At 38.0% G+C, this 19325-nt stretch carries 16 protein-coding genes; 6 read left to right on the plus strand and 10 right to left on the minus strand.

Annotation, left to right across the window (positions count from 1 at the left end; all coding sequences use genetic code 11):
• Positions 1–17: 17 nt before the first annotated feature.
• Both AC07M3_RS02300 and AC07M3_RS02305 read right to left on the minus strand, forming a co-directional pair.
• Complete coding sequence (locus tag AC07M3_RS02300; protein WP_004642661.1) at positions 18–752, minus strand: histidine phosphatase family protein; 735 nt, start codon at positions 750–752, stop codon at positions 18–20.
• Positions 753–809: 57 nt separating this feature from the next.
• Positions 810–1667, minus strand: coding sequence for a 3'(2'),5'-bisphosphate nucleotidase CysQ family protein (locus AC07M3_RS02305; RefSeq protein WP_494566405.1), 858 nt, complete (start codon positions 1665–1667; stop codon positions 810–812).
• 298 nt (positions 1668–1965) lie between these two features.
• Between AC07M3_RS02305 and AC07M3_RS02310 the strand changes: the two genes are divergently transcribed.
• Entirely contained in the window at positions 1966–2334 is a 369-nt protein-coding gene (locus AC07M3_RS02310; RefSeq protein ID WP_127491629.1) for a hypothetical protein, read from the plus strand.
• A gap of 58 nt (positions 2335–2392) precedes the next feature.
• On the opposite strand, the gene AC07M3_RS02315 is transcribed toward AC07M3_RS02310, so the two are convergent.
• From AC07M3_RS02315 to AC07M3_RS02345, 7 genes are all read right to left on the minus strand, one after another.
• Positions 2393–3052 (minus strand): SOS response-associated peptidase family protein, encoded by a 660-nt coding sequence (locus tag AC07M3_RS02315; RefSeq protein ID WP_003651527.1) that lies wholly within the window; start codon positions 3050–3052, stop codon positions 2393–2395.
• A gap of 106 nt (positions 3053–3158) precedes the next feature.
• Entirely contained in the window at positions 3159–4892 is a 1734-nt protein-coding gene (locus AC07M3_RS02320; protein ID WP_307009997.1) for an ABC transporter ATP-binding protein, read from the minus strand.
• Positions 4893–4905: 13 nt separating this feature from the next.
• Positions 4906–6048 carry an ABC transporter permease gene (locus tag AC07M3_RS02325; protein ID WP_307009999.1) on the minus strand — a complete coding sequence of 381 codons (1143 nt, stop codon included), beginning with the start codon at positions 6046–6048 and terminating at the stop codon, positions 4906–4908.
• A 7-nt stretch (positions 6049–6055) separates the two neighbouring features.
• Positions 6056–6994 (minus strand): ABC transporter permease, encoded by a 939-nt coding sequence (locus tag AC07M3_RS02330; protein WP_494566406.1) that lies wholly within the window; start codon positions 6992–6994, stop codon positions 6056–6058.
• Between the two features lie 12 nt (positions 6995–7006).
• The gene (locus AC07M3_RS02335; protein ID WP_494566904.1) at positions 7007–9019 is read right to left on the minus strand and encodes a M3 family metallopeptidase; all 2013 of its coding nucleotides are present in this window, start codon (positions 9017–9019) and stop codon (positions 7007–7009) included.
• A 20-nt stretch (positions 9020–9039) separates the two neighbouring features.
• A complete protein-coding gene (locus tag AC07M3_RS02340; protein WP_494566905.1) occupies positions 9040–10863 on the minus strand; it encodes an ABC transporter substrate-binding protein in 1824 nt (607 codons plus the stop codon).
• Positions 10864–10878: 15 nt separating this feature from the next.
• A complete protein-coding gene (locus AC07M3_RS02345) occupies positions 10879–12657 on the minus strand; it encodes an ABC transporter substrate-binding protein (protein ID WP_494566407.1) in 1779 nt (592 codons plus the stop codon).
• 781 nt (positions 12658–13438) lie between these two features.
• On the opposite strand from AC07M3_RS02345, the gene AC07M3_RS02350 reads away from it, so the two are divergent.
• The 5 genes from AC07M3_RS02350 to AC07M3_RS02370 all read left to right on the plus strand — a co-directional run bounded on the left by AC07M3_RS02350 (position 13439) and on the right by AC07M3_RS02370 (position 18728).
• A complete protein-coding gene (locus tag AC07M3_RS02350) occupies positions 13439–16114 on the plus strand; it encodes a TonB-dependent receptor (RefSeq protein ID WP_494566408.1) in 2676 nt (891 codons plus the stop codon).
• A gap of 110 nt (positions 16115–16224) precedes the next feature.
• Positions 16225–16938, plus strand: coding sequence for an energy transducer TonB (locus tag AC07M3_RS02355; protein WP_494566409.1), 714 nt, complete (start codon positions 16225–16227; stop codon positions 16936–16938).
• A 40-nt stretch (positions 16939–16978) separates the two neighbouring features.
• The gene (locus AC07M3_RS02360; protein WP_494566410.1) at positions 16979–17857 is read left to right on the plus strand and encodes a MotA/TolQ/ExbB proton channel family protein; all 879 of its coding nucleotides are present in this window, start codon (positions 16979–16981) and stop codon (positions 17855–17857) included.
• Between the two features lie 15 nt (positions 17858–17872).
• Positions 17873–18295, plus strand: coding sequence for an ExbD/TolR family protein (locus AC07M3_RS02365; protein WP_003651506.1), 423 nt, complete (start codon positions 17873–17875; stop codon positions 18293–18295).
• Positions 18296–18314: 19 nt separating this feature from the next.
• Entirely contained in the window at positions 18315–18728 is a 414-nt protein-coding gene (locus AC07M3_RS02370) for an ExbD/TolR family protein (protein ID WP_005041054.1), read from the plus strand.
• 52 nt (positions 18729–18780) lie between these two features.
• Here the strand turns inward: AC07M3_RS02370 and AC07M3_RS02375 are convergent, their stop codons facing one another.
• The gene (locus AC07M3_RS02375) at positions 18781–19245 is read right to left on the minus strand and encodes a GNAT family N-acetyltransferase (RefSeq protein WP_494566411.1); all 465 of its coding nucleotides are present in this window, start codon (positions 19243–19245) and stop codon (positions 18781–18783) included.
• Positions 19246–19325 lie beyond the last annotated feature (80 nt).

Raw genomic sequence — 19325 nt, forward strand, 5'->3', positions numbered from 1 at the left:
ATCTATCATTTTTGAGCTTATAGCGTTTTTCCAAATTTGGCTACATTTAGCTCATAGGCCTTACCTCTCCAAATCCATTTTAATTTGCAATTTGGAAATTCTTCGCCTTCAAACCATACAAATAGGCCTTCCATCATTTCAGGCCAATCTTCTTTCTTAATTTCATTTTCACCAGAAATTACAGCAACAATTGCAGCAATAATAGTGTCATGGCTGACAGCTAAACTAAGCCCGCCTTGAGTTTTAGGATGCGTATGATAAATAAGCTCTAGTACATCTAAAACACCAGTAATTGGGTGTTTCATACCAGGTAATGCATTATTTACAAAACTATTAATAAAACCCAAAGCACCTTGCTTTTTAAAATAAGGGGCAGCTTGTTGTATGTCTAGTACAAAACTCCCTGGCTCAACCAGTAATCCTTGCTCAATAATTTCAATCGTATGTGTATTAAATTCAGGGCTTACGGCATCCGCCCCTTCGATCATGAGTGCAGCCGTATCAACACAACGTTGTATTGGACTTGAAATACAATGCTGAATAACACGATCTGTATTTTTAATTAAATAGTTACCCCATGCCTGCGCAAGCTCACGCCCTTGAGGAGTAAGTTGGAGATCATATCCAGCTAAGCCCTGCCCATCCACAAGTTCTCTTAGAGAATGACGCGTAAATAAGGTTACAGGAGTTGAAGCATCAGGCAATAAATCAATTGCTTCAAACATACTTTTAGGCAATAAATCGAGTGCCATTTTTATCTTGTCATCTTTTTTCAATACTTTGCCACTATAACATGTCTGGCACAACTCTCAATCAATAACACCTGCTTGGGCCAATGCTTCAAATGCTATTTTTTTGCTTTCCTGATCACGAAATGCGATAAAGCCCTTATTTAAAACCGTGTGTCTCTGATTATATTCAAAAGGTTTTCCATCAAGGGTAAGTAAGCCACCGCCTATACTTTCTAATAAACCTTGACCAGAACTTGTGTCCCATTCAGAGGTTGGATGGAATCGCGGGTAAATATCGATTTCACCTTCCAACATCATGCAGAATTTGTAGGCACTTCCTGCTTCTCGTCGAATAATGCTATGTTTATCTTCAATAGGTTGAATAAATTTTTGATATTTCGGATTTTTACTGCCATGGCTAAGTCCTATTTGTATAGGCTCATCTGGCGAAAACGAAGTTATTTGATATTGATACCACTTTTTTTGAGTGAAACTATATTTAAAAGGTAAATCTTGCAAATATCCTAAGTACACGACTTGTTCACATGGCACAGCAATAACTGAAAAGATCGTTTCTTTACCCTTAATCAAACTTAGGTTGATCGTAAACTCATCACGCTCATGTATGAATTCTTTAGTTCCATCAAGAGGATCTAACATCCAGCATGTGGACCACTCATGCCGAGCACTATAATCACTTTCTTCAGACAAAACCGGCAAGTCTGGAGTAATCTCTGCCAAGTGCTTTAATAAGAAAAGGTTCACTTTTAAATCTGCTTGAGTTACAGGTGAATCATCTTGTTTTTCGTGAATAGTAAACTCATAACCCGCAGAATAATTTTGATATTCTTGTAATAAAATCTGGCTCGCTTGTTCCAAAACTGGAAGAAGCTGATTAATCAAAGTATCTTGTGGGCGCGTAGTTGTTATAAACATAAATATGCTCTACATAGTTTCATTTCTATTATAGGTGAATTATGAACAATTCAGTATTCGCCAACAGTTTGATTTACTAAAATAGTCATTTATCTTAATCATTAGGTAAGCGCTGCTTTCTGTGCATGCTATATAGCTAATATGAATAATTATAGTGTTTAAAAGAAGCCTTTATTTCGTACAAAAAACAATCTATAAGTTATGAAAAATAAACAACTTAAATCAGATTTATCCATTTTCTTTTCATGTATTTCTTGTTATGTTCAATCACACAATAACAAGATGGAAGAAAGCGCACATGATGCTATATGGATATCATTTCTCGACAATAGAACACAACTGGGAAGAACTCACTCCCTTAAATGAGTTCCTACAAACATTTGCAGATGATGATGGTGATGTTTCAACAAGAGATAAAGAGTCTCTCAAAGAAATCATTGCGAAATCAGATACGGCTTTAGCTTTAGCAAGAGAAATGGGTTGGGACGGTAGTTACACAGGATGTCCTTATCTATTCTGGTTACCAAGTAAAAATAGCCAGTCTTTTGAATATGGCTTTGTATTTAAACAGACCTCAGACAATACCACTTTTGTGATTTCACCAATTGAGTTGAGCTATCTAGCTCAAGATTCAGAAGTGCAAACATTAAGTAAAACTATTGAATAAGCAATATAGGTTATTGATTCAGATTTGATATCAATAACCTCATCTTATTTTAGATAGATTAGTCAAACATGCTTAACTGTGGTGTAGGTTTTATAATTTTTTCTTTTGGTACATGTGAGCATTCAAACTCTTCAACTGGAAAACCTTCGATAAAGCTTGAAATATCAGGCGATTCCAAACTCAACCACTCTTCTAATCGGTCATGTGGGATCACAATAACTGATCTTTTAACATCTCCAGGCTCGTGAAAATCTTTCATCATAGGATGGTCTATAGCATCCATGGTCAACATACTTGCAGAACGAATAATCGTTTCATTTATTTTGCAAATTTCATAGATTGCTGCAATAAAAAAAGCCTGTCCATCTTTACGGCGTACACCCCACCGCTCAGGTTTATCATTTATATATTTACTTTCATAGAATTCAGTCACCGGAATCACACCGAACTTACATTTAAGTGCAGCTTCTTGAAAACTCGGTTTTTGGAAAATCGTTTCATGACGGGCATTGTAGGTATGTTTTGCTATGTTTGTATCTTCAGCCCATTTTGGAACTAGGCCAAACATGACTTCACGCCATTCCAGACCTTGGGGTGATTTAAATAATAGCGGCATTGTTCCCGCAGGATAAACCTCTTCGGCATAGCTAAAGCCGACCACAGGCAACTGGAGTTGCTGCAATTGGGCAAGAGTTAAAGGTTTAAAGTTGGCACACATAGCAAGACTAAACTACTGTATTTTTACTCTCTTATTTTATAAGTATTTCCGCGATAAACCAAATAAAAAGGCACTCTAAAGTGCCTTTAACGACATAACTTTACGCTTATGAAACGTGGTGAATCCCTTGAGGAATGGCTTGTAATAGGCGTTTGGTATAATCATGTTGAGGATGTGCATAGAGCTCATCCGAATTGGCAATTTCAACAACTTCACCATGATTCATGACCATGACCTGATCAGATATATATTTCACAACCGATAAGTCATGGGAAATAAATATATAACTGAGTCCAAACTCATCTTGTAAGTCTTGTAATAAGTTGAGGACCTGTGCTTGGACCGAAACATCTAGCGCCGAAACAGATTCATCACAAATCAAGATTTCAGGTTTTAGGGTTAAACATCGTGCAATGGCTATACGCTGACGTTGCCCGCCAGAAAATTCATGAGGATAGCGATAATAAGCTTGCTCAGGTAAATTCACTCGCTCAAGCAGTCCAAGCGCAATTTGTTTACGCTCAGCATCATCTTTACCAATGTTATGAATTTGCATGGGTTCTAATAAAATTTGTCCAACTGTAAAGCGTGGATTAAGAGAAGCATATGGGTTTTGAAAGATAATCTGAATTTTCCGTTGATATTTAGCAAACTCTTTTTCACTTAATGAAAGAATATCTTTTCCTTCAATAAAAGCCTGCCCACCTGAAGCTTGATGTAAACGCATAAGCAATAGGCCTACCGTCGTTTTACCTGAACCAGATTCACCGACTAAACCTAAAGTTTTTCCTTTAGCAAGTTTAAAAGAAACTCCTTTTACGGCTTGAAACTCTTCTTTGCCAAATAATCCTTTCCGACTATAAAAGCTTTTTTTCAGATCTTTTACTTCTAAAATAATTTGCTCATCACCATTTAAGCCACGTTTGCGCTGCGGGATTTCTGAAGCATCAAAACTTTTCTCAACCAAAATATTATCTTCTTGGCACATAAAATCACTGGTCACAGGTAATCGATAAGGACGCTGTGATATTTGTGGACGACAGTAAAGTAATGCTCGGGTATATACATCTTTAGGCTGTTCCAGAACCTGTTCAGCAGCGCCTTGCTCTCTAATTTCACCATGACGCATCACAATGACTTTATCTGCAATTTCACCGACCAACGCCAAATCGTGGGTAATAAAAAGCATCGACATTTGACGACGTTTACGCAATGACTCAAGTAAATCAATAATCTGCTTTTGAATCGTGACATCAAGTGCCGTAGTGGGCTCATCGGCAATGAGCAATTTAGGCTCACAAGCAATCGCCATTGCAATCATGACACGTTGCTGTTGACCACCCGAAAGCTGATTGGGATAGGCATCAATTTTAATTTCAGGTGAAGGAATACCTACTTCTTTAAGTAACTCTAAAACACGTTGTCGAGCCTGTTTACGGCTCAATCCCATATGCAAACACAACACTTCTGCAATTTGATTACCAACTGTAAAAACTGGGTTTAATGATGACATCGGTTCTTGAAAAATCATGGCAATATCTTTACCACAGATTTTCCGCATGTCTTTACGAGACAAACTGAGTAAGTCTTTGCCTTCAAATATAATTTTACTTTGATCATCAATTTTGCTTTGCCCTACAGGCAGTAATCCCATGGTTGCCAAAGAAGTTACCGATTTACCACTACCTGATTCACCGACTAAAGCAACCGTAGTATTTGCTGGAATATCAAAAGAAATTCCTTTTACGGTTTCAATATATTGCTTATCTTCGCCTTTAAAACTTACTCGTAAATTTTTAACATGAAGCAACGGCGCATTCTTATATTCTTGTTCTATCATTTGGACCTTCCTCTTATTTTAGCTTTGGGTCTAACGCATCACGAAGTGCATCAGTAAACATTGAGAATGCAGTAACCAAAACAGCCATTGCGACAGAGGCTGCGACTAGCTGCCACCATTTACCTAAAAGAAGCTCACTTTGTGCTTCATTTAACATGCTCCCCCAAGACACCACACCTACTGGCACACCAAAACCCAAGAAACTCAAAATAACTTCCGATTTAATAAAAGAAACCACCAAAATCGACATTTGGACTAAAGCGATATGGCTGACATTAGGAAAAATATGAATGAACATACGGCGGAAATGTCCAACGCCAATTGCTTTAGCTGCAAGAACGTATTCACGTGCAGTATGTTTCATATATTCGGCACGAATTAAGCGATAAACGCCTGTCCAACCCGTTAAACCTAAAATTAGAACAATAGATAAAATGCCTTTTTGTTGAAGCACGGCAGCAATAGCAAGTACTAATAATAAATATGGAATTGAGGTAAAAATGTTATAAAACCAGTTGAGAATATCATCAACCCAACCGCCAAAATATCCTGAAATTGCACCTAATAACGTACCAATAACTACCGCAAGTAAAGCAGAGATGACTCCAACAATAATTGAAGTTTCAGCCCCCTTAATTGTTTTCTTTAAAACGTCTTGTCCCCACTTATCAGCACCAAACACAAGTGTACTTTTAAGCTCTGCTTGCTGGTCTAATAAATGTCCGCCAAGTTGCTGATCGATCGCTTTCATATCATCAGCTAATGGGTCAACCACACCATAGTAATCAATCGCGTCCCCAGAACTCTTGCTTTGCTTAATCTGCGCATTCAGTTCTTTGATAACATCTTTTAAAGGGTCTACCGGATTTATCGGTAATTCCTCGTCAACCGGCGCTGCATTTTGTCCAGCATCTGTTGTCTTATCTGCACCTATAAATGTGGGTGGTGCATAACTCACTGCAACTTCTTTATTCCAATCAGATGCAATCACACCCGTCATTGATAGAATCAAGATAATAAAATAAAGCAATACAATCACTAGTGATGACATCGCGATTTTGTCAGCCCGAAGACGTCGCATGGCAAGTTTCCACAGGCCAGATGAATGAGTTTCGGCTTTTGTTTGTTCTTTTCTTTTTGATAAAACGCTCAGCATAGCCCACCTACTTCAACTGTACACGTGGATCAACCACTTTGTAGACCAAATCGGCAATCAGGTTAAAAATCATGGTTGCAGCTGCGATGTATACTGTAATTGCCTTAATAACAGGAAAATCACTTCGTTCAACTGCAATAATGACCTCTCGACCAATACCGGGAATACCAAAAAAACGTTCAATTAAAAATGCGCCTATGAGTAATGCAGGTAAAGTTGACATCACATCGGTAATAATAGGAATTGAAGCGTTACGCAGTACATGTACACCTAAAATTCGGCTTTCACCTACACCTTTGGCACGTGCTGTTCGAACATAGTCCTGATTAATTTCATCAAGCACAAAACTACGATACAAACGTAAGGTCGGTGCAATACTCACAACCAACATGATTAAAATTGGAAGTAAGGCAAATTTAAATAAATTCTCGGTAAAGGTGTCACTCCAGCCTTGTACAGGAAACCAACTGAGCTGATAAGCTAAAACATATTGAAAAACAATAATGTAAACTAAAATACTAATTGACATAGCAATAGTACATAGCATCATGACCATACGGTCGGTTAGAGAACCTCGTACCGCGGCAACAGCCAATGCCAAAATAATTGAAATAACCGTTTGTAAAATAGTAAGCGGAATTAAAAGCGTGAGCGATGGCCCTAATCTGGTTAGAATAATTTGGGAAACAGGTTCGCCAGTACTCCAACTTGCGCCATAGTCAAAAGTCAGTATTTGTTTAATGAAAATCCAGAGCTGGACGTAATACGGCTGATCGATGCCTAACTGCTTACGAATGTTTTCGATCTGCTCAGGATTAGACATCTTGCCTGCTAAAATATAGGCAGGATCTCCACCGACCCAGTTAAAAAGAATAAAAATAAGTAAGACTACTCCCAACATGGTTGGAATCATCTGCCATAAACGCCGAATAACATATGCCAGCATAGTGATAATTCCTTATTTAACCCGTTGTCCGGTAATTTCATTAAAGAACGCTTTATTGTCAGGCTCACGACCAAGAAAATCTTTCACTAGCTCAGCTGCTGGTTTTTGGCTACCCTGCGATAAAATCGTTTGACGGTAACGTTGTCCTACTTGCGGATTATTTAGATTATCGCCATAAGCAGAAAGCATGTCTAAAGCTAAAACCTCTGACCACATATAGCCGTAATAACCTGCTTGATACCCACCCATCAAATGCCCAAACTGACCAGGAAATTCAGTTGTTGGTACATAACCTAAGGCTGTAGCGGCTTCCATTTTTTGCCAAGTTTCCAAAGGTTTCACTTTTAAGGCATCGGCAGTATGTAGTGACATATCGTACTGGGCATAGAGTGTCTGACGTGCATAACGCAAGCCACGCCCATAGTTATGCACCGCTTTTAAACGTGCAATTAACTCATCATCAACACGTGGACATGCTGGATCACAATAATCGGCAACTTTAGATAAGGTTTCTTTACGTCGCGCCCACTCTTCATACATTTGAGAAGGTGCTTCTACAAAATCACGTTCTACGGATGTTCCAGACTGACTGGCATAACGTGTATTTGATAAAATGCCATGCAAGGCATGACCAAACTCATGAACAAAAGTTTCTAACTCATCGCTATTTAAACCTTTACGGTTAAAATTGGTGACCAATGCTGAAACTGGTAAGCGGTTGGTTAAAGTGCTACCACCGTATACTCCCCAAACCGCGGCATGACCATATTTCCCCTCACGAGGAAATTTATCCATATATAGGCCGCCCAAAAGTTTTCCTGTCTTTTTATCAACTACATCGTAATATTCAACTTCGTCCTGCCATGCTTTAACTTTGACAGGTTTAAAGTCAATACCGTAAAGGTCAGATGAAATGGCAAACAACCACTTTTGAGCAGCTAAAGTTGGGAAATAATTACGAAGCTTTTCCTGATCAATCTGATATTTGCTCTTACGAAGTTTTTCGCTCCAGTAAGCTTCACTCCAACGTGTTATCTCAGTTTTATCTAATGGCGTTTTTAAAGTTTGCGCTTTAAAAGCTCTCAGTTCTTCGACTTCTTTACGTTCAAGGGGTGCTACTGTTTTTTGTACGTCTGCCAAAAACTGGTTTACAGCATCAGGGGTTTTAGCCATACGATCTTTTAAAACCCAATCCGCATAACTTGCTTTTCCAAACAATTGTGCCAACTCATAACGCAAATCTACTGCCTGCTTGAGTAATTTTAAATTTTGCTCAGTACCACGTCTTGTAAAAGCAATCTGATATCTTTTTCGGGCATCATCATTGTCTGCCAACTCCATAAATGGCCGATATTCTGGATATTCAAAACCAACCAAATAATTTCCTTTTGCATTCTTTTTCAAACCTGAAATATAACTTTCTGGTAAACCCTTCATCTCTTCAGGAGTAAACTCAAGTTTTTCAGGGTTATCACGAACGTTACGGGCATATTCTTGTTCTAATTTAGTCAATTCATCCAGAATAGCTTTCATTCTTACGCGTTTTGCAGGTTCAAGTTGAACACCTGTATCTTCAAATTGGCTCAAAATATCTTGACGATATTTTTTATCAACTGGGTCCGTTGCTTGTGTATTTTTAATTAAGTTATATAGCTTCGTATTCTGAAATATATCAGTGTGAAATTGATTAATTTTGATTTCACAATCTTCGGCTGCGTTACGCAACTTTGCATCTGGGTCTACGTTACTATATAAGCTTATCGGACCTGAAAAATCTTCAAAATGAGCAAAAATTTTATCCCATTTTGCTAAAATAGGTGCCGCTGCTGCGTTAGCATTAACAGGTGTTTTCTCAAAGTCTGTAATCTGTTGCTGAATTTTTTTTAAATTAGAATCACACCATGTTGGAAGCTGCTTTGCTTTAAGTAGTGGTAATGTACTACGAGTTGTTTCAGCTGAAACGTATTGGTTTATACCTATAGCCAACATACATAACGTTGTCATTTTTAGTGTTTTATTCTTCATCATATCTCCAGATTTTTCATTTAATGATTAGATTTAGTATTTGTATCAATATCAAAGTACATCCACTCAGCATGTAAAATTGGATGCTTTTTATAGCCAATGACACGCGGCTGGGCCAACATATTTCGGTAGCGGGCGTAGGACATTTGCACAGGCATATAGACTTCTAACAAACGCGTCATTTTTCGATAAAGTGCATTCCGTTCAGAGCCAGCTTTCATTTGTTGGGTTTGGCGATACAATTGGTCAAACTCTGGAATTGAGCCACAAGACCAGTTTGTCATATGCGTATTGGGACCATAAAAATTCTGCATAAAATTATCACCATCAGGATAATCAGCAATCCATGCAGAAGCACCAAACATACCTTCGCACTGTTTTTGTGCTCGAATTAGATCTGCAAAAAGCATTGGTTTAAACACCATTCGAATATTCAAACTATCAAAGTTTTTTTTCCAAAGTTCAGCACTTTGCTGACCAATACTGTCACTGCGAGCCATATATTCAATTACAAGGGGCTTCCCATTTGGTTGTGTGCGCCAACCTGATGCATCTTTTTTATAGTGATATCTATCTAATAGTAAATTTGCTGCTTTCACCGAATATGGCGTACTAGTTCTATACTGAGGGTCATATCCCACTACACCAGGTGGAACTGGAAAATGTAGACGCTCGGCATCATCATTTCTTACTAATTTAATTTCTTGATCTAGTGAGCGAGACATTGCAATTGCACGGCGTAAAGCAATTTTTTCTTTACTCATTCCCCCAACAACCGGATTTTTAAGGTTCCAATAAATATAGCTAATTTCAGGATCAACAATACGAGATAAATGCACACCTTCTTTAGCAAGCTCAGGTCTTAATTTACCGTCTTTAATCGCCTTCGCGACCAATTGCCCTTCAAGCTGAAATATATCAATCTCACCACGCTGAAATGCCAGCCATCGTGATTGGTTTTCTTCCATAACCTGAATATCAATTGTGCCTATTTGAGGCATTTTTTTACCTTTAAGGCGCTTCACAATTGCCTCATCCTCAGGGCTACTGGCTGCAAAGTTCCAAGTAAAGCCGCGATAATCAGGATTAGATTTTAAAACAATACGCGAAGCAGGCACCCATTTACTGAGTACATAAGGTCCAGTTCCTACAGGATGTCCCATGACAAAACCGGCTTTGTCTTTATACTTTTCGATGACTTCACGCGCCACAGCACCTGTCGGGTCATGTGCCAGTAATAAAGGAAAGTTATAATCTGGTTTAACTAATCGGATCACCAAAGTGTACTTATCAGGTGTTTGTAAACCATTTACCTTTTGGTCATAGTTAAATTTTCCGGTTTTATTGGCTGCGTTTATTAATGCATCCATACCTTCAATTTTGTTCTCTAACAACCAGCTATTTGGAGAACGTAAATTCGGATCCAATAAGCGCTTAAAAGAGTACGCATAATCATTGGCTGTTAACTCTCTAGACTTCCCTTTAAAAACAGGGTCCGGCGTAAAATAAATGCCTTTTTTAATGTGAATGGTATAAGTCAGACCGTCTGCACTTACTTCGGGCATAGTCGTAGCAATATGAGGAACTAATTTTGCGGGCCTTGCTAAATAGTCATATGTATATAAAGTTTCAAATATTGAAGTGGTTACATGCGCCGAATATAAATCATGGATATAAGCTGGGTCGAAACCTGTTTCAGCTGTTGGGAATACATAACGTAAAACTTTATTTGGATCGGCGGGACTTTTCGCAAAAATACTTGTAGATCCAGTTAATGCCATACTGGCGAATAATAGGCTGACACTACAATGCTTGAGCTGTTTTATTAAATTTTCAGTCATAATTATCTTTATCTAAAATTATTTTTTAACAGGAGTAATATCAAGATATTGCCAGTTCGTATTCATTATTGGATGAGGTTTAAATCCCTGAACTTGCGGCTGTATCAACCAGTTACGAATTCGAGTTACATGAATAATCCACGGATTGTCAGCTTCAATCTGGCGGTTAAGCTTTTCATAATATGGTAGACGTTGTTGGGGTGGCAAATGAGTGACTTGATTATAAAGGGCATCATAAGTTTTAGACTGGTAACAAGCATGGTTTCCTTGCCCCGCGTTTGGACCATAAAGTAATTGTGCAAAATTGTCTCCTTCAGGATAGTCAGCAATCCATGCTCCACTCCAAATCATATATTTACATTGAGTTGCAGCTTTTAAGTTATCTGCAAAGTTACTCACCTTGAAGTCAGCGCGAATGCCAATGGCATCCAGATTTTTTTTCCAGAGTTCAGAATGAATAACCGATGCTGAGCTATTTTCATTATTAATTTTTAAAACCAAAGGTTTCCCGTTTGGTAAGTTTCGGTAACCATCAGCCCCTTTTTTATAACCATAATGATCAAGTAGTTTATTGGCTAATAGCGGATTGTATCCTACGCTACTTCTGTACTTCGGGTTATATCCATTTACACCTTCAGGTATAAACATTTCTGCTCTAACAGCCTGCCCTTTGTAAGCCTGTCTTATACTTTCTTTTTGATCATATGCCAAAGTAATTGCTCGACGAAGCGCTATCTTGTCTGGGCTAAAACCGCCAATCACCGGATCACGCATGTTCATCATCGTATAGGTAATTTCAGGTTCTTTATTAGGGAAATGCTTAATTCCTTTTTTTTGAAAAGATGCTTTAAGTTGTCCCTTATCTAAAGCTTGAGGAACTGCATTCGCAGTAAGTCTATCAAAATCCAATTGACCAGACTGAAAAGCTAACCATCGTGACTGTTGTTCTTCAATAATACTGACTACAACTTTACCAATTTGCGGCATTTTCTTACCGCTCATTTCTTTAACAAGCTGGTTATCCCACGGCGTTCCTGTTGACTTAAAGTTCCACACGAAACCCCGATAATCAGGATTGGCAACCAGCTCAACCTTACTTCGAGGTACATATTTACTTAACATGTAAGGTCCTGTACCTACCGGATGCATACCAATACGGTCGCCATAATAATCAACAACCTCTTTAGCAACTCCACCAAAAGATATATAGGCAAGAATATAAGGAAAATTAAAGTCTTGCCGAGTTAAAGTGAGTTGTAGAGTATAGCGATCAAGCGCTTTCACTCCTGCAATGGGTGCGGCGTAATCAAATTTTCCAGTTTTCTTTGCCTTAGCTACAACCGCATCGGCACCTAACAATTTCCCATCAATGAATGAAACAGAAGGTGCCCTATTTTCAGGATCTAAAATGCGTTTAATTGTATAGACGTAGTCTTCGGCTACCAGCTCACGGCGTTTACCTTTAAAAGCAGCGTCATTGGTGAAGTAAATACCTGGCCTAATTTTAAATGTATAAACTTTACCGTCTTGTTCCACCTTAGGCAGGCTTTCAGCCGTATAAGGAACTAACTGTACTGGACGAGCTAAATAATCATATTTGAGTAAAGGCTCGAAAATAGCTTCCACAATACTACCACTATAAAAATTAGTGGTTTTAACCATGTCAAAACCATCATCAGGCGCTTCATAAGCAACATATAATACTTTGTTTGGTTGTGCAGGCGTTTGGGCGAAAGCACAAGAAACTGATGTAATAGCCAGACTTAAAATGGCGAGCTTAAAAATTTTTAATTTCAAGTTCCTACCTACTTAATTAATATTTTAAAGATATTATCCTTTTGAGTAACATCTAAATCCGCATAAGAAAAGTTCTTTCTCAACGGACTACTTTCTTCTTTGTAAATTACTAACCGTTTTATTCGATCTTTTATTTGATCAAATGGAAAAGCTAACAATAAAATTAGAAAGCTGTAACTATCTAATATAAAGCGAATTTCATGCCATATTTTGTGATCAAAAATAATCCATATAAAAATATTTAAAATTTACATTTTAATTAGGCACTTAAAACTTCTGGGACTATATAAATAAAAGTAAGTTTATGCCAAATATTATATTTATATAACCTATCCATCATTAACCTATAATGCACAATTAAAAGTCATAAATGTTTCATTCTAGTTCAGAAAAAATCGTTATTTTTCACAAAAAATAACAGATCAACCATTTGATTTATAAATAGAAGTATATTAAATTATCATAATGTTACGTTATACAATTACATTTCATAAAGTTCTAAAAAGATACAAAAATGAATATCTAATACATGAAGATTCAAACAATGATTATTTTTTATACAAATAAATTTGAAACTTTTCGCCAACTCATTATTTTTTTCCAAATAGAAAAATAATTTCTTTGATTCCACTCTCTGAATTACAGCCTCAACCATAATAAAATCAATATTTATCAGTATTTTGCATAAACTAAAAAAAGAAAAATATATAGTTGGCACTTGCTTTGCTTAAACACTTTTCAGCAATATCGCTAACTACAACAAAAAGGGATCAAATCTACGATGAAAAAAAAATACAATGTTCGATCTCAGGTAACCCCCAAGATCGGCAAAACAATTCTTAAATTAAGCACCCTTAGTTTAAGCATGATGTGTCTTACCCTGGCACAAGCAGCAGAAACCGAACCATCATCAACATCTGAAGACAAACCAGTCAAAGTCATAAAAGTTGCTGTGACAGGCTCATCAATTAAAGGCGTTGCTGCTCAAAGCGCTTCACCAATTACAGTAGTAAAAGTTGATGAAATTTTAAAACAAGGGGTGACTACAACTGAAGAAGCCTTAGCCAAAATTAGTGCAAACCAATCGAACTTTGTTACTGCCAGCAACGTGGGTACAAGCAAAACAGCAGGCTCGGCGGCAAACCTTAGGGCTTTAGGCGCCAATAAGACTCTTGTTTTACTTAATGGTCGTCGGTTGGCTGCAAATGCATACGACAGTGGCGTCACAAACTTAAATATTATTCCACTCGCAATGTTAGACCGTATTGAGGTTTTACGAGATGGCGCCTCTTCCATTTATGGAACAGATGCAATTGGTGGAGTAATTAACTTCATTACCAAAAAGCAGTTTACAGGTCTAAACTTAACCGCTGGTTATCAAAAACCAGAACAAAAAGGTGGTGAACAGCAAGACTATAGCATCTTTGGTGGCTTTGGTGATTTAGACGAAAATGGCTATAACTTTTTTGGTGTTGTGGACTATCGCAAAGGCGATGATGTCATGGCCAAAGATCGTAAGGTCAGTCAGCGTGGAGGGATATTACCCGAATTAGGTGTAAATAGAACCAGTAGCGGTTCCTTTCCAGCCAATGTCCCTGGTTTAGGTAATCCCTATGCAACTACAGGTTGTGGTAATGACCCTCTAGTAGCGAGCACCGATGGGGAAACTTGTCGATATAATAGCCAAGCTGTAATTGGAATTGTTCCAAAAACAGAAGATATCTCAGCTATGGGCCGAGCTACTTTTAAACTGAACGATAACTTTAATGCGATTGCAGAATATTTATATGCAAGAAGTGAAGTCACTACTTCAGTTGCGCCAGATGTATTTTTTGATTTGACGCTTGACCCTAGCAGTAAATATTATCCGGGAAATGGAATAACTCCTGCCCTAGCTGGCGCTACTGGAACTATTCCTTTATATCTGCGTTCACAATCAGGTAATCGTATAAGTAATAGTATTAACCAATCACATAGATTGTTTGCTGGTATTGAGGGTGAAACTCATGGTTGGGATATTAATTCAGGCGTTACCTATGCGCATAGCAGTGCCTCTGATGCTATCGTAAGTGGCTATTTAAACTTTGATAAAACACAAGAAGCTTTAAACAATGGTATTTTAAACCCATTCGGACCACAAAACCCTGAAGATGCTAATGTATGGAATGAGTTAGGAGTTGAAGGTAAATACTTAAAAGCTAACCTAGATACAACTACCGTTGATTTCACTGCAAGCCGACCTATATTTAAATTACCAGCTGGAGACGTTGGTTTTGCGGTTGGAGCAAGCTATCGTTATGAAGATTGGACTTCAAAAGTCGTTACTGATGTTGCCCGAGTGGCACCTAGTACAGGTGTCGATCCTGATGAACCAGTAAATACTGGAGATCGTAATATTAAATCGGTATTTACCGAATTTCATATCCCACTTCTTAAAACTTTAGAAGCTCAAATTGCCGCTCGTTATGATGACTACAATGATTTTGGCGATACGTTTAATCCAAAATTTGCACTTCGTTGGGAACCTATTAAACAGTTAATGTTCCGTACAACTTATAGCACAGGTTTCAGAGCGCCAACACTTTGGGAGGTTAATGGTGCAAATTCAGTTACCAATACAGGTGCGGCATATAATGATCCAGTGCTCTGCCCTGGTGGAGTTATTCAACCAGGAGGACAAAAAGAACGTGATTGTAATATGCAATTCGATAGACAAAATGGGGGTAATAAAACTCTAGATCCAGAAGAATCAAAGTCTTTTACTGCAGGCTTAGTATTTGAACCAATTAAAAATTTAGCCTTTACTCTTGATTACTTCAATATCGAAGTCGACAAGCAAATTGCAACACTTTCAGAAACTGCTATTTTTAATGACCCTGTGAAATATGCAGACAAATTTGTACGTAATCCTGATGGCTCATTAGATTATATTATTACAACACAACAAAATTTAGGTGGAATTAAAACCTCAGGCTTCGATGTCGGCTTAAGCTGGGTTTCTCCAATGACTGCTACAGGTCGATTCGGTTTCAACATTGATGGTACATATATAACAGATTACAAATACCAAGCCGAACCAGATGGAGAATGGATAGGTGTTGCTGGATCATATAGCGGCTTAGATTATCAATCTATTATTCTGCGATGGAAACATACTGCAAACCTAAATTGGAATTATGAAAACTGGGCTTTAAACCTACAACAAAACTTCTCTCGTGGGTATCAAGATCAAAACTCTAATGACCAAAACCATAGAGTCAGTGACTATACAACATACAATATTTCAGGCACATACAAAGGCTTTAAAAATCTAGAAGTTACAGCGGGTATTAAAAATATTTTTGATGAAGACCCTCCTGCTTCTAATGTAATTGATAACTTCCAAATGGGATATGACCCACGTTACGCAGATCCTTTAGGACGTACGTACTTTGTACGAGGTACATATAAGTTCTAAATGGTTGTTCTGCAAATATAACTCTCAACAGTTAGTTTGCAGAACAAATACCCATTCTTAGCCAAACAGTCATTTAAAAAAATTGTTTGTCTACAGTTTCAGGAGTAACTATGGGCATGACTTTTACAGACATAGAAAATAAATCTGCAAAGCGCCTTATTGGTATTGCCGCAGTACTTTTTCTGCATCTTATTGTTGCCTATATTCTGATGTCAGGTTTAGCAAACAATATTCAAAAACCAGCAGAAAAACCTGTGGAATTACAAATTATTCAGGATATTAAACCACCTCCTCCACCAAAACCAGAGGAGCCCAAGCCTAAGGAAAAACCTCCTGAGCCACCTAAAATGGTAGAAAAGGTAGCCAAAGTACCCGAGCCAGTGAAACAGGTCGAAAAAGCGACACCTGTACAAAAAGTGACTCCAGTAGCTCAACCGACAAAAGTTACCCCAACTCCAACTGCTGCACCTAGCACTCCATCACCTAGCCCAGTTGCAGCACCTGCTCCAGTGGCTGCTGCAGCACCAGCACCAAAACCTGCGGGCGTAACTCGCGGTGTTTCGGAAGGTTCAGGAGGCTGTAAAAGACCTGAATATCCACGTGAAGCAGAAATGAGTGGTGAACAAGGTACTGTGCGCATTCGAGTTTTAGTTGATACCAATGGCAGTGTTATCGAAGCAAAGGTGAAGAAGTCGAGCGGTAGCAGAATCTTAGATAAGGCGGCAACTAAAGCCTACAGCCTATGTACGTTCAAACCAGCAATGAAAGATGGCGTGCCTCAACAAGACTGGTATGAAATTGAATATCCATTTGTAATTGAATAAACAACTGAATTAGCAAGAAATTAAAAATATTGGAGATAATATGATGAAAAAACCAACTCAACACCTAGTACACTTCGCTTCTGCAAGTTTAATCGCAGCATGCTCTTTACTTCCATTAAGCTCGGTTTTTGCAGAAGAAACGAATACTCCAGTTGCAACAGCAACTGCTGAGACAACTTCAAATGCTGCAACTCCTACTCCACCACCAAAGCCAGCAACAAGTGAAACTGTTAAAAATCCTTATGGTTTAGAAGCGCTTTGGCGTGAGGGAGATTTAGTTGCTAAATCTACTTTATTTATATTAGTACTCATGTCGATTGGTACGTGGTACATCATTATTTCTAAATTCTTACAGCAAGCTAAAGTAAAGCGCCAAGGTAAAGAAGCAGAGAAAAGTTTTTGGGAAGCAACTTCACTAGATAATGCAGCCGACAATCTAGAGCAAAGTAGTGCATACCGCTTTATTGCAGAAAAAGGCATTAATTCAACTAAATCACACGGCGGCTCTTTACTTGAACGTATTGACTTTAATACATGGGTAAGCATTTCAATTCAACGCGCAATTGAAAAAATACAAAATCACTTAGGTGGTGGTTTAGCTTTCTTGGCAACAGTTGGATCAACGGCACCATTTGTGGGTCTTTTTGGTACGGTTTGGGGAATTTATCACGCATTAACAGCTATCGGCATTTCAGGTCAGGCATCTATTGATAAAGTTGCTGGTCCTGTCGGTGAAGCTTTAATTATGACAGCTATTGGCCTCGCAGTCGCAGTACCTGCTGTACTTGGTTACAACTGGCTAACTCGCCGTAATAAAGCAGTTATGGAAAATGTCCGTTCGTTTGGTTCAGATTTGCATGCGGTTTTATTAAGCGGAGAAATTAATACCAATAACTCCATTAACCGCAGCATTAAATAATCAGGAGTAAACATTATGGGTATGAGTGTTGGCTCTGAAGATGATGATGAAATGATTGGCACAATTAACACGACGCCTCTCGTGGATGTCATGTTGGTTTTACTTATTATTTTTCTTATTACGATACCGGTAGTTACACATACGGTTCCAGTGAAACTGCCAGAAGAAAAAAATACTCCGTACGCAACCACGCCTGAAAATATTCAACTGTCTGTGAACAAGCAAGGAGATATTTTTTGGAACGAAAGTTATGTGCCTAATAAAGAAATATTGTTATCAAAACTCCAAGCAGTTGCACAAAAAAGACCTCAGCCAGAGGTACACATTCGTGGAGATCAGCTTACCCATTTTGAGGCAATAGATCAGGTGATTAGCACCACCAAACAAGCCGGTATTGGCAAAATTGCCTTTGTTACTAGCCCTCCAGCCTCCCCGTAATTAACTTAAGGAGAATTTTATGGGTATGAATGTCGGCTCAAATAATGATGATGACGTGATGTTAGAAGTCAACATGACACCTCTTATCGATGTCATGCTGGTACTCATTATTATGTTTATTATTACCATACCTGCGCCAAACAACGCGATTAATATTAATTTGCCAAATGGCACACCCCCACCAACAAATGAAAAGCCACCTGAAGTGATTGATGTTCGTATTGATGCAGCAGGCAAAGTATTTTGGAATAACCAACAGGTTTCTGACCGCACCGCACTAGAGACTTTATTTCAAGGTGTTGTTGCCAAAAAAGATCAAGACCAGATCAAACTTAAACCTGACCAAATGGCTGAATATAAAAACGTAGCAATGGTTATGGCTACAGCACAGCGTTTAGGTGTCACTAAAATTGGAATTGTGAGCAGTAACTAATATTGCTTTTAAATCTATTTAATTCTATTAACTCCTACGCTAACTTGAATCTTCAGTTAGCGTTTTTTTGAAGGGAAATATTCAACTCTAAAATAATATCTCCACACTCATCATGTTCTCCAGTTTCTATAAAACCCATTTTTTTATAAAGTTTATTAGCAACGTGATTAGATGATTTATACATAGTTCGAATGCGTTTAGCTCCTTTTGCGAATATTTCATCAATCGCCATTTGCAAAGCTGCGGTACCATAACCTTTGGCTTGATTATTTGCATCAATCATAAAGCGAAACAACCAAAACAATGTCTCATCAGGTGGATCAATTTCGACACAATACATTAAGAAACCAACGACTTCATCATCAAAACAGATCACTCGCGGACAGTAATGTTCTTCCACTTTAGACTCAGCAATAGAATATACATTTGGGGCAACATAGTCTTTTTGAGATTCATCCAATGATAATCTTGTACATTGAATCCAATTCTCTCGATTGAGATTTTTTAAATTAATCAAACTTAAAACCTTTTAGCTATAAATCTACTTTCTATAAGCACAAAATATACCGAAAATAAAAAAGCCTCCGAAGAGGCTTT

It is taken from the genome of Acinetobacter sp. GW821-FHT09D10 (assembly GCF_059416285.1).

Excerpts from the sequence above, each read along its gene's own strand:
- AC07M3_RS02310 (WP_127491629.1), top strand. The coding sequence starts at position 1,966 with ATGATGCTATATGGATATCATTTCTCGACAATAGAACACAACTGGGAA.
- AC07M3_RS02320 (WP_307009997.1), bottom strand. The coding sequence starts at position 4,892 with ATGATAGAACAAGAATATAAGAATGCGCCGTTGCTTCATGTTAAAAAT.
- AC07M3_RS02355 (WP_494566409.1), top strand. The coding sequence starts at position 16,225 with ATGGGCATGACTTTTACAGACATAGAAAATAAATCTGCAAAGCGCCTT.
- AC07M3_RS02350 (WP_494566408.1), top strand. The coding sequence starts at position 13,439 with ATGAAAAAAAAATACAATGTTCGATCTCAGGTAACCCCCAAGATCGGC.
- AC07M3_RS02300 (WP_004642661.1), bottom strand. The coding sequence starts at position 752 with ATGGCACTCGATTTATTGCCTAAAAGTATGTTTGAAGCAATTGATTTA.
- AC07M3_RS02330 (WP_494566406.1), bottom strand. The coding sequence starts at position 6,994 with ATGCTGGCATATGTTATTCGGCGTTTATGGCAGATGATTCCAACCATG.
- AC07M3_RS02325 (WP_307009999.1), bottom strand. The coding sequence starts at position 6,048 with ATGCTGAGCGTTTTATCAAAAAGAAAAGAACAAACAAAAGCCGAAACT.
- AC07M3_RS02305 (WP_494566405.1), bottom strand. The coding sequence starts at position 1,667 with ATGTTTATAACAACTACGCGCCCACAAGATACTTTGATTAATCAGCTT.
- AC07M3_RS02370 (WP_005041054.1), top strand. The coding sequence starts at position 18,315 with ATGGGTATGAATGTCGGCTCAAATAATGATGATGACGTGATGTTAGAA.
- AC07M3_RS02365 (WP_003651506.1), top strand. The coding sequence starts at position 17,873 with ATGGGTATGAGTGTTGGCTCTGAAGATGATGATGAAATGATTGGCACA.
- AC07M3_RS02335 (WP_494566904.1), bottom strand. The coding sequence starts at position 9,019 with ATGAAGAATAAAACACTAAAAATGACAACGTTATGTATGTTGGCTATA.
- AC07M3_RS02360 (WP_494566410.1), top strand. The coding sequence starts at position 16,979 with ATGATGAAAAAACCAACTCAACACCTAGTACACTTCGCTTCTGCAAGT.
- AC07M3_RS02315 (WP_003651527.1), bottom strand. The coding sequence starts at position 3,052 with ATGTGTGCCAACTTTAAACCTTTAACTCTTGCCCAATTGCAGCAACTC.